This is a genomic window from Marinobacter antarcticus, assembly GCF_011049865.1.
GTDB classification, from domain to species: domain Bacteria; phylum Pseudomonadota; class Gammaproteobacteria; order Pseudomonadales; family Oleiphilaceae; genus Marinobacter; species Marinobacter antarcticus_A.
Map to the genome: position 1 here is coordinate 56734 of NZ_DRGY01000152.1, position 14198 is coordinate 70931.

Sequence of the window (14198 nt, forward strand, 5' to 3'; positions counted from 1 at the left end):
CGCGAAATTAAGATTCCAAAACCTGAACTTCAAGAGTCTGAACTGCCGGTAAACTTACTCATCGTTGCTTCGCCTTCACCAGTAATTCCATCTCTAACCAAAACCTTTTTGACGGTCAGAAACAATATTTTTATATCAAGCCAGAAGTTGCCATTATCCACATACCATACGTCCAACTTGAACTTTTCGTCCCAGGAAATAGCATTACGACCGTTTACCTGCGCCCATCCCGTCACACCCGGGCGAACGTCATGACGTCGGTACTGTTCTTTTGAATAAAGCGGAAGGTATTCCATCAACAATGGGCGAGGACCAACAAGGCTCATGTCACCCTTAAGCACATTCCAAAGCCCTGGCAGTTCATCCAGACTCGTTGATCGCAGAAATCGACCGAGAGAAGTCATTCGTTCCGAATCCGGTAATTGGTTACCAAATCTATCAACTGCCTTATTCATGGTGCGAAATTTGATCATCTGAAACGGAATACCATTTTTCCCTGGACGAGCTTGGCAGAAGAAAATGGGTGCGCCAAGATTGAGGCGAATGGCCAAGACCAAAAGAAAAAGCAGTGGTGAACAAAGTACCAAGACTGGCAGTGACAATACTAAATCAAACAACCTCTTGAACATCTCAGGTTCCTTCAAACAGGATGTCTTCAAAGTCTTTGCAGAGCTTTTCGTAAGACCTATTACCTAACAGCCACTCTCTCCCGAGCAGCCCTATCCGATCACGCTCATCGTTTGACATAGATGCATATCTCTTGAGCTCACTCACAAGAGCCTTAACATCCCCAGATGGGACGAAAGACCCGCTTCCTGCCTCCGAAACCATTGACGGGTAACCAGAGTAAGAAGCTACAACAGGCTTTCCAGAGAACATGTAATCTATTAACTTGTTTAAAGATTGGCCGTACGCCCACACCTTTGAGGGGAAGGTGGAAAAATACACAATGTCACACAGAGAGAGAACTGATTGAACTTGGTTTTTAAAGACCTTGGGGGCGAAGACAACATTAGGTAAATCTCCGTATTTCTCTATATATTCTTGCTTTAAAGGGCCATCTCCCACAACAACGAATTCAATATTGCTTTCATCTTTCATTATCTCCGCTGCTTTAAAAAATACATCAAGAGCATTAGTAATACCAATAGTTCCTGTATGTACAATTTTTAACTTTTCGCTCGAAAGATAGCTTTCGATATATAAGTCATCTAGAGAGCTAGCATTAACCAACTGTTCTTCAAAAACTCCCATAGGAACGCAGTACACCGGGGCCGCTATCTTGGTTACTTCCTGAACATGTTGTTGTAAATTTGGCATGGTTCCGATAATGGCATCAGATTTTTTATAGCCAAGCCTCTCGACAAATGACAAGAAGTATACTAAAGGATTGTTTGGGCTGACACCGCCTTCTTCAACGATGGTTAAAGGCCAAATATCGCGAATTTCAAAGATAAGTCGACATCCATATTTTCTTTTCAGAACCAGACCATTCAAAATCGTTAACAGTGAGAGGCTTGAAACAACTATGACGTCAGGCTTAGGAATTTTGGATTTATCCAGCCAAAACAATCCCCACTCAAAGTGAAACCAACTTAATATTCTAAAGATCGACTTTGCTACGCTATATTTTAAAGTTCTTATCCAGATTACAGTTACACCATCAATCGATTGTTGTAATGTTTTTAGGGCCAACTCCGGCATCTTCGCCAGGCGATTAGAGTCGGAGGTGATAACCACTGGCTTATATCCAAATTGAGCCAAACCAGCTATAAGAAACCATCCTCGACCACCCGGTGTTGACTCTGACTTTGATTCAAAATACTTCGATATATACCAGACTACCTTAGTCATAAAATCAAAACCACTTTAATAGAGCCGAGGGATGGAGTTAACAATCTTAATTACATCCGTAAAATTCAAATCGAGCACGTCTAGATACCATCGTATATTCTCATATCGAGGCTGATTTTCATCGGCGACCAATTCGATGGCCCGGTCACGGGTTATTTGTCCCTCACGGATTTGATTACTCCTAAACGTATCGTGCTCTGTGAACCCCGCCACCAGATAGTAGATATAGTTATAAAATGCGGCGGTACCATCGCCAATACGCCATGTAGTATTAGTGTCCACCGCTATTTCCCAATCATACTCATCAATTAATGTACGATCAATTAACTCTTCATCCCAACGCCAGTAATCGAATATGTGATAGTAGTCTTTCTTTTCGGTAAAGCTTCGATGGTACTCACCAGAAAGAGTATCCCAAAGTGAAGAGTTGAAATACCCGGGACTTTTAATCATTGCTTTGAATCGAAGTTTTTGATACTCGAGCTGCTTCTGCCAACCATGACTGTAGACTCGCTCCTCCTCAAAGTCAGGCGGGACACCCAGAAACCCCGCTTTGAAATGGGTAACTTCAAGTGGATTTACACCCCAGAGGTTAAGATCAATACCTGTCTGTTTTTTAACAGATTCAACGTGCCTAAAGAAATGCTTATCACCAGCCGTCAGAATACTTATCATCCCCAAGTGTGGCGCCTTGAGCCACGCTTTAAGGTTCCTTTTAATATTCTCTCGCTTTTTGATAATATCATCTGCGATGATGATATTTTCAACTCCCAACTCGGCACACATCCGACTAATATTTCGCCTTCCAAGGTCTGTAACCATACCCCAATCATAAGTATAAGTGATTGGGGTCATACCAAGCTCTTTAACTATCAGATGAAGACCATAGCAACTGTCCCGACCACCAGAGAACGGAACAATACAATCGGGAGCACCATCACGGCGGTACTGCTTTAGCAGGTCAAAAATTTCTTTCTTCGGCTTAGGCACATTGCGCAGTTGGTAATTATTGCAGTAGTTACATACACCCTCTTGATCAAAAGTAATGTAAGGCATTGTTTCCGGTAAAATACATTTTGAGCAACGTTTAAGCTCAGGTTTAGGATAAAGCAGTAACGCCTGTTCCGAGTCGATTTGAGAAAATTTTGGTATTAGATTGACTCGGTCGTCTTTATTTTCTTTTAGCTCGATTTTTTCATTTATTGGAATATCAACATGTACTTCGTCATTGATGACTTTTTTAACTTTCTCACACTCCAAAACGGAAAGTGGATACTCTTCGGATGAAAAATAAAAGTCGCTATTCTTATAGCCAATGTACAGACTGCCATTATTCGAAAATACCACCATTTTCCCAAGCTTGGGCACCACAATTGCTGCCGAAATCACACCTTTACATAGCGCAAAAACTTTTTCGGAAACACCAATTAAACTACCTGTTTTAGCGATGTGCAACTCCGCAATAGCGGCGATAACCTCTGTATCAATCTCCTGATGCCTAGTTGCTCCTATTTCATCCCAGACAGCCTCATCGTTAACGACAATACCATTGTGAATAACACAGATGCCATTTCTGATCACCGGCTGATTATCGCCAAGACCATTGGTTATCAATCGGCTGTGCCCCAAGGCAACTCTGGCGCCCTTAAGTTTCACCTTCTGCAGTAAATCTTTGATGTCACTGCCTGCGCGATAAATCTGGTACTCCGAGTGTTTAGCGAGCATAAGCCCACTTGAATCACGGCCCCTTTGTCTTGCGTGCTCTGCAAGAAATTTTAAATCCTTTGCGTCAACTTTAGTTAAAGAAGAAATTCCAAATATTCCACACATAGTAAAACTACAACCTTTTCACTCAGAGATTTCACAGATAGCCCGATTATTATGTATGGTTCGGGCTAAAGCGCGGCGTCAAAAAATCGGGTATATGATCGGCTTTTATGGCTTCTACAATTCGTTGCGAAGCCTTTCCTCCGCCATACAACTGCTTCGTATCTTCAACCTTCCGCCCATAGTTTTGCAGTGCTGCAGTTACAATTTTCTGCGTATCCGAACCAACCAACTCATTAACACCAGCCTCAACCAGTTCGACCCATTCAGTCTGATCGCGCATAGTCACGCAGGCTTTACCAAAGAAAAACGCCTCTTTTTGTACTCCTCCGCTATCAGTTAATACCAACTGGCAGTGGCTCAAAAGCCAAATCATTTCAAAATATCCTATAGGATCAACTAGGTGTATTTTTAACTCCAATCCATGCTGGCTAATAAGTCTGCGGGTGCGGGGGTGCAGCGGCATTATAACGGGTGCTTGTTCATTGTGGATCTGGTTTAGCGATTTCACGATATTTGCTAGGCGTTCGGGATTGTCCGTATTTTCGGCACGGTGGAGAGTCGCAAGGATGAAATTTTCCGGAAAATCACCGACTGCAGGGGCTGCAGCGTTTTCCGCAAACAACAAGGCGGCGTCCTGCATCACGTCCCCCACCTGAAGCACTTTCGCGGGTTTGTCAGTAAAGCCTTCCTTTTCTAGATTTCTGACGGCAGTATCTGATGGGCAAAACAACAGATCACTAATCTGGTCAGTAAGAATACGGTTGATCTCTTCGGGCATCTCCATATTGAAGCTCCGAAGGCCCGCTTCTACATGGGCAACGGGAATGTGGAGCTTGGCCGCAGCAAGCGCCCCGGCCAAGGTAGAGTTGGTATCACCATAAACCACCACGCGGTCGGGTTTAATTTTCAGCAGGGCGAGCTCAATTTCCATCAGCATTCGGCCAGTCATTTCGCCGTGACCGCCCCCGTGTATATCCAACTGAATATTAGGCCTGGGGATACCTAACTGGTTAAAGAATACGTCCGACATATTTGCGTCGAAATGCTGGCCGGTATGAAGCAAAATTTCTTCAATGCCATCGGTTTGTTGAATGGCGCGAGAAACAACGCTGGCCTTTATGAATTGAGGACGGGCTCCAATGATCGTAAGGATTCGTTGCATATAGTGTCTTTACTCAGCCAGTGAATTATAGAAATCGAGAAGCTTCTGTTCTTCAATACCCCAGTTAAACTTCTCCAACACCGCCTTCTGACCGTTGAGACCCATCTGCTCTGCTTCCTCGGGGTAAGTTACTAGATAGTCAATCGCTCCGGCAATGGCCAGTGGATCGAGTGGATCGACGCAAAGGCCACAATTATTGCCTTCGATGATTTGCTTCCAGAGGGGAAAGTGCGAGCCAATAACCGGCACACCAGCACTCATGTACTCGAACATCTTATTCGGCTGGGCATCGATATGGTTCGGCGAAGGCAGAAAAGTCACCAAACCGCCTACACAATAGGAAAGAAGGTCACGCACTTCTCCTCGTCCTACAAAGCCATGCACGTCCACTTGTTTCCAGCCCTGATCAATCTGAGCTTCTTTCTCGTCAGCCAGATTGCTGAACTTGCCAGCCAACTGCAAACGGGCGCCAGATTGAACGCGCCCCATAGCCTGAACGACCTGCAAGATTCCTCGAAGCCGCCCGATACCCCCAACATAAGCAACCTGCTCCTCCTTCTTCGACCAGTCCACCGCTCCACTAGAAAGCTCGCCTAACAATGGGTAGTTATTAATGTCTACCGAGCGCACACCCATGGCGGTATACTTATCACGAATGTAGGGAGTTGCGGCAATCACCGCATCCAGCTTGCGGCAAACCCAACGTTCGTATACCGCAAAGGTTTTCGACAGCAACCACAGCGCGGGCTTGTTTAAATAAGGCTTGCCCAATAATTGCTTGGAAACATCCTCATGAGCGTCGAAGATAACTGTTTTGCCCTGTTTTTTTAGCTTCAGACCAATAGGAAGCAACTCTGGATCGTGAAGATGGTAAACCTCCGCATCTAACTCAAGCGCTTTCGCAAACACCCGTCCGGGTGCATTGCGGATTCGATCTAAACGGCCTTTTGAAGCACCGACATCGCAGATCGCAATGCCGTTTTTGGTTTCAATGCCCTTACCGTCCGCTACGACTAAGTAAACGGTATGACCATAATTAACGAGAGAGGTACATTCCTTAAGGAAAATTCGAGTGTCGAAACGGGGATGAACAGAGGTGAGATGGACTATTTTCATTTGACGTCGAATTGCTCCTTTCACCTGACGAGTATCAGTTTACGAGTAAACCTTGATTCTTTTTCCGGTCATCCGAGTAACGAACGACTGAAGTCGCTTCAAGAATTTATACTTCTTTTCCCAAGTTGCAAATTCATTATATTCATGAATCGGAGCTTCCATCAACTCGTTAAACTCTGCGCGATTGATACGTAATTTTTTACAGAAGTAGGATATATCTATTTCAAGCTCGTCATCATTATAGAGTGGTTCTTTCATTTTTGTAAGTGCATCTTCACGCGTCATTTGCCCCGAAACTATCAAGCTCGAATAATGCGGCCTTCTTTTATCATAACCAAACTTAGTCGGAAGATAATAGTTCTGGAAAAATTTGGTAAACAAAGACTCTCCGTGTTTACGAGGATAAGGTTTGTATCCAACAGTTTTTTCAAGCTCAGCCAGCGCCTCAATTTTGTCGTAAGGCATGTAATTTAACGGCCGTACTGTGCGCATTTTTTTTATAAACGGGTACCAAATATAACATTTAAAAAAACTTATAGTTTTATATTGTCTGAGCTTCCTCTCGCCAAAACGACTATGTATTGCGTTCAAGTTAATCGCATCCATAGCGCTGCCATGCCATGCCTTTGGAAAAATACCTTCCGTTGCCAAATTACCTCCGGATAAAATGTAACGAATCCGATGCTTAGTAGCAAAATGATAAAGGCTAGCAAAAAAAATATGGTCTTGGGGCACATCCTGGTTAGCAACTCCTGCCCGCAAATAGGCGAGATGCAAATCCCGCATATCCTGCCAATCGACGACATGGGTGTGTAAATCAAAATCACAGTGTTTGACTACCGCTTCTATATTTGCGACCGCAAGCTCGCTGTTCCAACCGGCATCGACATGCATTACAAGTGGGCGCAAACCTAATTCCTTTACCCTCAGCGCAAGATATGAACTATCAACACCACCACTCAAACCAAGTATGCAATCATACTCCTGATCTTTGCCTGCGGCTTTAATATCCAAAACGGCTTTTTTTAGTAATTCTTGTCCCTTCTCGTTTGGAAACCAATTTTTTCGCGAAACACTTTCGAACTCAACACAATGATTACACACCCCATCTTGACTGAATTCAATTTCGGGGTCTGATGTATCCATAACGCAACTGGAACATATCTGAACATAGTCACCGCTTGAAGTCATAAATTATCCTAATGAACGTTGGTAATTACTTTAATTAGCTATTCTCGAAATTAGACATTACTTTCTAGCGTTCAGGAAATTTCCATAGCCATTGATCGACGCCAAAATAAAGATAATACCCATTCCAGATGAAACAAGTACAGTAGTAGCATTTTGCTCAACGACAAGAATACCAAATGCAAAGCCGATAAAAATGAACAACGGGTTTTTTCGGCATGAATAAATCGAATCAACAACTCCCAAAAAACTTACAACAACGAAAGTAATGAATAAGTACGCCAAGATACCGCCAGAAGCCAACTGATACAAAAATGTATTTGTATTAGCATTAAGTCCTTCGTGACCCAAAAAGCTTTCTCCGACAACAAAACTGACTGGTCTATCAGAAGCAAAACCATTCCAAATGCTCCAACCAGACTCGGCACCATTCGATATAAATTCAAAGTAAGCTGACACCAAAAAAGGTGGGACTGTAAAAGCTCTTCTAATAATATAATCGGCAACAAAAGAGTAATTAAAAAAGTAAGTCTCTAACAAAAAAACTAAAAAAGCACAGTAAATGGCAAATAATAAAAGATTTAGTGCTTTATTCAAGTTATTTTTTCCATAATAAAAACCAACTAAAGCTGATAATATCAAAATAAACAAGGGGGCCTTCACGCCAATCAGGTAGAAGAAAGCCAACCAACAACTGAAAGCAATAAACAACCACAAAATACGGAACTTTAAACCTGCGAAAAACGCTAGCATAGGAATAAAGCCGTTCATAACCCAAGAATTTAGGTAGGCGAAAACTGATCCTGTGGGGTATAACTCGCGGCCTTCCAAACGGCGAATGTAAGACGTCGCCATATCAAATCCTGCCGACTCTGTAGGATTGAAAAGTCCAAAAAAGACGACGGCCAAACAAATGATCAAAGCTATGCCAAGGACCATCCAATTGCCCAGCAATTTTGGAATCCGCAAAGGATAATGTAAAGCAATAACACCTACGCATCGAACGAGCAGCAAGGGAGTTAACAGCACGAAAAAGGAAATCCAATATATATATGTATCATCAAACCCCCTCATAGGATATAAAACTGAGTAGGGAAGGAGAACGAACAGCGAGTGGAAAATAACAAAAAAATCAGAAGGTTTTACAATGACTTTCGATGAAACAATAAAAATTATCAATAGAGAGCTCATAGCATTTACGATATACTCGAGCTTAAATGAAAATGTAAGATACCCAAAATATGCATTAGCTTCGGCTAACTGAAGATAATATGCCATCAGTATCCCTAATGGAATTAAAAAGAAGCCGGTCAAAATAAATAGTTTTGTGGATAAATTTTTCATCGAAACAATTGGCTTATACATGAAATTTTGGATAATTAATTAACACTGCACGGTGTTTTCCATGAAATACAAACATGCTACCAGCAGCTACTGCTGATGCTCCACCTTCGCTTATCCCTTGGTTCAAGTGTTCAACAGTTCCGGCCCCGCCACAGGCAACTATGGGTACGTTTACGGCTTCCGCAATTTTACGTATCAGCTTTAAATCATATCCATTCATCATACCATCACGATCGATGCTGTTTATAAAAATCTCTCCTACCCCGGCGTTTACAAGCCCTATAGCGTGGTCAACAGGGTCAAGTCTTGTATCCTTACTACCGGAATGGCTCATGACTGTGTATCCCCTCAAAACTGTTTTTTTTACATCTATTGCTCCAACTATAGCTTGACTACCAAATACTCTTGACGCGTCTGAAATAACTTGGATTGATTCAAATGCAGCGGTATTCACTACAACCTTTTCAATCCCACAACGAATGAGACGGGTTATTTGTTGAAGCGTTCGGATACCACCTCCATAAGCCATTGGCATAAAGGCTTCGCCAGCTACCTCTTCAATCAAATCGTAATTTGGTTCGCGCCCCTCTCGTGATGCGTCGATATCGAGTATAACAACTTCATCCGCTTCCTTATCGCTAAATATGCGCACAGCATTAATCGGATCTCCAATATAAACAGCATCCTTAAATCTTCGAGTTTTGACTAAACCATTATCACTTACCAACAGGCATGGAATCACACGCGCACGATACATTTATTCACCTTTCACAAAAGCAGAAAGTAGTTGCTTGCCGAACCTGTGGCTCTTCTCTGGGTGGAATTGAACCCCAGCAATGTTGCCCCGTGCAACCCCGGCAGCAAAATCTATTCCATAGTGAGCAGTGAGTAGGATATCGCTGGGGTTCCGCGGGGCCATATAGTAACTATGCACAAAATAAAACCGACTTTTCGGTTCCATAGAAGCGCACATAGGATTCTGAAGATCTCTATTGGACACCTCATTCCAGCCCATGTGGGGTACACGCAACCCAGGAATCTCCGGAAACCTAAGCACGTCGATATTCAACCAACCCAAACCGTTCTCAACGCCCTCCTCACTGCCATTGCCAAGCATCTGTGCGCCTACACAAACACCAAGAACCGGCACTTTCTGTTTCAACGCCTTCTCTTCCAAAACCGGAATCAAGCCACTATTGCGAAGATTTTTCATACAGGCATCGAAAGAACCATTGCCGGGTAATATAATTTTTTCTGCTTTCTCGATATCATCTTCTCGAGCGGTAATGTTACTGCGAACGCCAATACGCAGCAACATATTAGCAATTGCGTTAATATTCCCAATATCGTAATCAATTATGGCAATCAACGATTTACCCCTAAACTGAAACGGTAAGACATCAACAGATAGATTGCATACAAAGCACCATATCCCCAACTAAATGTTTTCAAAGCAACTTCATATCCCGACAACGTTGTCAGAGAAAAAGCTGTCATTCCAAGTAAGCCAATCTGCCAAATAAGATCAAGGTGTTGCTTCTCAGCTATATAAACCATATAGCTAAGAGGACTGGCAACAAAACGCAGAGCGAACAGCGGCAACATCCAAACCGCAATTACACCTGCTTGAGCCCATTCTCTTCCAAATGCAAGAATAAACAAAGGCTCGCTGGCAAAGAACATAATAAAACAAAATATGAAGGAGCCAAAAGAAAGCACATTAAAGGTTTTAACGTATTCTTCTCGACATTCGCCACGGTCAAAATAACTTGTAGCAGCGTGGCGTTTAAAAACGTCCAAGACAGATTTTCCAAGCAATCCGATGGGTGCTCCGAGCACCTTCATTGTCATTGCTAACATTCCAGAGATATCTGCCCCAAATCGAGCAGTAACAATTAGAACTGGCAACTGAGCGGCGCCAGTATTTATAAAATCAGCTGGGAGTGAAAATATAGGGAATCGACGTTGACGCTTCCAAAAGCTTACAACGCCCAACCAAATTCCATTTTTTGGTAGATCCGTCAACGGCAGCATACAGAATGATAAAACAAGTGCTAGTATCAAGCCGAGCAAATGAGCCAATGCCAACACGGAAGCTGTTGAAGAAAAAAGGCCGCCTATAATCTGAAAAAGTGTAATGAGACCAGCCTGCGCAATCCGCATGTAAGAAAGCTTACGATACTCACCCTCCGCAGCCGCCCACGACTGCCATATATTGTTGGTCGCCAAAAATAGTGCGGCGGGAAGCCACACCAACACGAGTACAATTGGGTATCGGGCGAGCAGGTCTGGCAGGAAAAAAACCCCACCGAAGACGACGATTGTAAAAAAAGCACTCACGAACCCAGTCACTACCAAAGTCGATAACACTGCTAACCGACGCTCCACCCCGTCTTTTTCAATAACCAGCGCCATGTCGTATCGACAAGTCAATAAAACAGCAAGCAGCATAACAAGTCCAAGCCAAGCAGAGAACATACCGAACTCGGCGGGTGCATAGAGCCGTGCAATAACAAGCGACCCCAGCACGGGAATTAGTTGAGCAATGACTGACCCCGTAAGCACGGACTTTACACTTCTCCAATAATTTGTCATCTAAAGCTATCTTTTTATTGATTTAGTAAATCGATTTTTCGAAGCTTCTAATTCTTAGGTCCGCAGAACATAATCATTCAACAACAACGACTGTAACCGAAAAGGAAAAATTAATTTCAATGAAGACGACCTTTCGGATGAGAATATTTGTTATTAAAAATTGAATTTTTTATTACACTCTTTGCCTGTTTAGCATATTCGATAATACCGATTTCGTTTATGTGATTATTATCATAGTAAACTGGCTCTCCTTGATAAATTGGTGCTTTCTCAAATATTGGTAAATTATCAAAACCAAGGTAATCCAATTTAGGTATTTCCTCTGCGAATTTTCTCAAAAGTCGATTCGTCCGCACATAGTCAGGATTACGCTGCGACTCAACGACTAATCCCAAATTATTGAATCTAAGAACGCGCAGTGGATTACTATTTAATAACGGCTCTTGTCCAATGATGTAAACATGTGTTCCGTTTGACGTAATCGTTTGGAAAAACTCAACCAAGGCGCTCTCAAAGTCTTTGCTTTTCAACTGCCAGTTCCACAAGGCTGCAAGAAACACAATTTTAGCCTTCGCCAGATGCTCATTGGCGATCTTAATTTGGTCTTGGCATTGCTGGTGTGCCCACTCAGCAATGCGCTTATAATCGAAATCTGGAATAGTCACGCAACTGCTAGCCGTGATTATTCGAGCTTTAAAGCCGAGCTCTTTGCCAAGGTAAGCGAAAAAGTTGTTTAGCATTGCTGCGTGGGAGTCACCCAGTACCAGCACCTCTCTATCGCTGCTCAGGTCACCTTGGAGACAGTCACTTACAATTTTACCGTGACAGATACCGGCCGGGTCTGCATAGCGCTGATACTCAATTGGTAACTGTTCGGGCGTAAAGGCTTCATTCACATTAGCCATTACTTGTGAGGTGCCGAGGACTGCTGTAGTTAGTAAAAACCAATTTAGTGCCTGCCTCTTGTGAACGTGCTCTGTCCGGAATGGCCGCTCTAACCAGTAGTAAGAAACCATTGATAATAGAAATGTCAGGGCAATGAATAGCAGACTAAACGATAAGTCCAACACTTCAGATCCGGTGTAGTAGCGTAAAAAAGCGAGCACCGGCCAGTGCCAGAGGTAAAGCGAATAAGACAATGCCCCAATCCATACAAGAGCTCTATTTGATAGCAAACGCGCAGTAAGTCCCTTCGAAGTACCGATAAGCAGAAAAACTGTGCCCATTATCGGCAACAGCGCCGGTAAGCCTGGGAAGTGGCCGAGTTTGGGTTGGGCGATGGCCGCCAATAGAATAACTAATAAACCTGAGCTGCTGAGCCACTGGGTTATTCTGCCCCTCTCCCTCCAGGTTGTTGAGGTTACAAACAGCGCTGCAAGGCAACCTGCAAAGAACTCGGGCAGGCGAGCGTACAGGCTATAATAGGTGGCTTGCTCAATTCCCAAAAATCGCAGCCTGTATTCGGCCAGCAGCGTGCAGCCAACCAACAATGCAACCAGCGTATATTTAAGGGTTTTAATGGGTAGCAGCAGTATCAGTAGCGGAGCCAGCAGGTAAAACTGGATTTCAACCGCCAGCGACCAAGTGTGCAGTAGGGGTTGTTCGTGATTAGCTGGGGCAAAATAATCGCCAAAACCCGCGAAATAATCGTTGCTTGTGAACCAGGCGGCTTTCTCCAGCCCGTCCTTGAAGATGTTGAAATCCTTCGGGATGAAGAATACAGCACCTGCAAACGCTACTAACACCAGCATGAAAAAGTAGGCCGGAGCGATGCGCTTAAGGCGACTACTATAAAAATACTTGAATGTGGCACTCAGGGTATAGCCAGGCTGAGCTTTTTTCTTCAACAAAATACTGGTGATCAAAAAACCTGAAATCACCAAAAATACATCCACACCGATGAACCCCCCTGGCAGCCACGTGGGATTGTAGTGAAAAACCATCACAGCAAGCACCGCGATGGCTCTTAGTCCCTGAATATCGGAGCGGTAGTGGGTTCCACTCACTGTGTGAGTGCCGCCGAGATCTTCCTCTGTTCATCCTCTGTCAGGTACGGATGCATTGGAATGCTCATCACCGCTTGTGCCATTGAATCCCCTACAGGCAACGTCGCGCGCTCGTCCAGTACTGCAGGTTGTTTGTTCAAAGGGATCGGATAATGCACTGCTGTCGGAATCCCGACATCCTTGAGTTTTGCCTGGATTCCATCCCTACCCTGCACCCGAATGGTGTACTGCGCCCACGCAGACCTGTTATGAGACTCCACGTGAGGCGTCTCATCAAATCCAGCGTTGTTCAGCAACCGGGTATAGATTTCTGCTACTTTGTTACGCAACTGAACTTCTTCATCCAGTAATTCCAGTTTTGGCAATAGAATTGCGGCCTGCAAAGTATCCAGACGGCTGTTCACACCCACACGTACATGGTGATAACGACGCTCTTGGCCGTGGCAGGCGATCTGTCGCAAAATTTTAGCCAGCTCATCATCATTGGTAAACATGGCCCCGCCGTCTCCGTAGCAACCAAGGGGTTTACTGGGAAAAAAGCTGGTAGTGGCAATGGTGGAAAGATTGCAGGATTTTTTACCTTTGTAGCTGGCCCCGAAGCTTTGTGCGCCGTCCTCAATGACCGGGATGCCGTGCTTATAGGCGATGGCGTTAATTGCATCAAAATCCGCGCACTGACCATAAAGCGATACAGGAATGATGGCTTTGGTTCGCGGGGTGATTGCCGCTTCCAGTTTAGTTGGGTCCAGATTGTAAGTACGTGGATCGATGTCCACGTAAACAGGCTTGGCACGCAACAACGCGACAGTTTCTGCGGTGGCTATGTAGGTAAAGCCCGGGGTAATAACTTCGTCTCCCGGGCCAATACCTAGCGCCATCTGAGCAATCTGTAGGGCATCTGTGCCGTTGGCGCAGGTGATGCAGTGTTTTGCGCCAGTGTAAGCAGCAAGCTTTTCTTCCAGTTCAGTTACTTCCGGGCCCAGGATGTATTTGCCGTGGGCGAGGACTTTCTGGATGTTGGCGTCAATTTTATCTTTAATCCTGGCTTGTTGTGCTGCCAAATCAATGAATTGCATTAGAAAAGAGCTCTTTTAGCCACTAAA

At 44.0% G+C, this 14198-nt stretch carries 12 protein-coding genes; all 12 read right to left on the bottom strand.

Annotated elements, in window-relative coordinates; genetic code table 11:
* Positions 1-29: 29 nt before the first annotated feature.
* Positions 30-629 (bottom strand): sugar transferase, encoded by a 600-nt coding sequence (locus ENI00_RS18405; RefSeq protein WP_304105726.1) that lies wholly within the window; start codon positions 627-629, stop codon positions 30-32.
* 1 nt (position 630) lies between these two features.
* A complete protein-coding gene (locus ENI00_RS18410; protein WP_304105729.1) occupies positions 631-1854 on the bottom strand; it encodes a glycosyltransferase family 4 protein in 1224 nt (407 codons plus the stop codon).
* 15 nt (positions 1855-1869) lie between these two features.
* Positions 1870-3684, bottom strand: a complete 1815-nt coding sequence (locus ENI00_RS18415; protein ID WP_304105732.1) for a hypothetical protein — start codon at positions 3682-3684, stop codon at positions 1870-1872.
* Between the two features lie 49 nt (positions 3685-3733).
* Entirely contained in the window at positions 3734-4846 is a 1113-nt protein-coding gene (gene wecB, locus ENI00_RS18420; RefSeq protein WP_304105735.1) for a non-hydrolyzing UDP-N-acetylglucosamine 2-epimerase, read from the bottom strand.
* A gap of 9 nt (positions 4847-4855) precedes the next feature.
* Entirely contained in the window at positions 4856-5962 is a 1107-nt protein-coding gene (locus ENI00_RS18425; RefSeq protein WP_304105737.1) for a glycosyltransferase family 4 protein, read from the bottom strand.
* A gap of 39 nt (positions 5963-6001) precedes the next feature.
* The gene (locus tag ENI00_RS18430; protein ID WP_304105740.1) at positions 6002-7153 is read right to left on the bottom strand and encodes an N-acetyl sugar amidotransferase; all 1152 of its coding nucleotides are present in this window, start codon (positions 7151-7153) and stop codon (positions 6002-6004) included.
* 57 nt (positions 7154-7210) lie between these two features.
* Positions 7211-8428, bottom strand: coding sequence for a hypothetical protein (locus ENI00_RS18435; RefSeq protein ID WP_304105742.1), 1218 nt, complete (start codon positions 8426-8428; stop codon positions 7211-7213).
* Positions 8429-8507: 79 nt separating this feature from the next.
* Complete coding sequence (locus ENI00_RS18440) at positions 8508-9251, bottom strand: AglZ/HisF2 family acetamidino modification protein (RefSeq protein ID WP_304105745.1); 744 nt, start codon at positions 9249-9251, stop codon at positions 8508-8510.
* Positions 9252-9863 (bottom strand): imidazole glycerol phosphate synthase subunit HisH, encoded by a 612-nt coding sequence (hisH, locus tag ENI00_RS18445; protein WP_304105748.1) that lies wholly within the window; start codon positions 9861-9863, stop codon positions 9252-9254. It abuts the gene before it with no gap.
* Positions 9860-11089: a lipopolysaccharide biosynthesis protein gene (locus ENI00_RS18450; protein WP_304105750.1), complete on the bottom strand. Its 1230-nt coding sequence runs from the start codon at positions 11087-11089 to the stop codon at positions 9860-9862. The genes hisH and ENI00_RS18450 overlap by 4 nt, the downstream gene beginning before the upstream one ends.
* Before the next feature lie 116 nt (positions 11090-11205).
* On the bottom strand, positions 11206-13095 hold the full coding sequence (locus ENI00_RS18455; protein WP_304105753.1) for an acyltransferase family protein: 1890 nt from the start codon (positions 13093-13095) through the stop codon (positions 11206-11208).
* On the bottom strand, positions 13092-14171 hold the full coding sequence (locus tag ENI00_RS18460; RefSeq protein ID WP_304105756.1) for a DegT/DnrJ/EryC1/StrS family aminotransferase: 1080 nt from the start codon (positions 14169-14171) through the stop codon (positions 13092-13094). The genes ENI00_RS18455 and ENI00_RS18460 overlap by 4 nt, the downstream gene beginning before the upstream one ends.
* Positions 14172-14198: the final 27 nt, after the last annotated feature.

What these genes read in the sequence shown, in the direction of transcription:
- ENI00_RS18405 (WP_304105726.1), bottom strand. Translation starts at nt 629, where the DNA reads ATGTTCAAGAGGTTGTTTGATTTAGTATTGTCACTGCCAGTCTTGGTA.
- ENI00_RS18410 (WP_304105729.1), bottom strand. Translation starts at nt 1,854, where the DNA reads ATGACTAAGGTAGTCTGGTATATATCGAAGTATTTTGAATCAAAGTCA.
- ENI00_RS18415 (WP_304105732.1), bottom strand. Translation starts at nt 3,684, where the DNA reads ATGTGTGGAATATTTGGAATTTCTTCTTTAACTAAAGTTGACGCAAAG.
- wecB (WP_304105735.1), bottom strand. Translation starts at nt 4,846, where the DNA reads ATGCAACGAATCCTTACGATCATTGGAGCCCGTCCTCAATTCATAAAG.
- ENI00_RS18425 (WP_304105737.1), bottom strand. Translation starts at nt 5,962, where the DNA reads ATGAAAATAGTCCATCTCACCTCTGTTCATCCCCGTTTCGACACTCGA.
- ENI00_RS18430 (WP_304105740.1), bottom strand. Translation starts at nt 7,153, where the DNA reads ATGACTTCAAGCGGTGACTATGTTCAGATATGTTCCAGTTGCGTTATG.
- ENI00_RS18435 (WP_304105742.1), bottom strand. Translation starts at nt 8,428, where the DNA reads ATGGCATATTATCTTCAGTTAGCCGAAGCTAATGCATATTTTGGGTAT.
- ENI00_RS18440 (WP_304105745.1), bottom strand. Translation starts at nt 9,251, where the DNA reads ATGTATCGTGCGCGTGTGATTCCATGCCTGTTGGTAAGTGATAATGGT.
- ENI00_RS18450 (WP_304105750.1), bottom strand. Translation starts at nt 11,089, where the DNA reads ATGACAAATTATTGGAGAAGTGTAAAGTCCGTGCTTACGGGGTCAGTC.
- ENI00_RS18460 (WP_304105756.1), bottom strand. Translation starts at nt 14,171, where the DNA reads ATGCAATTCATTGATTTGGCAGCACAACAAGCCAGGATTAAAGATAAA.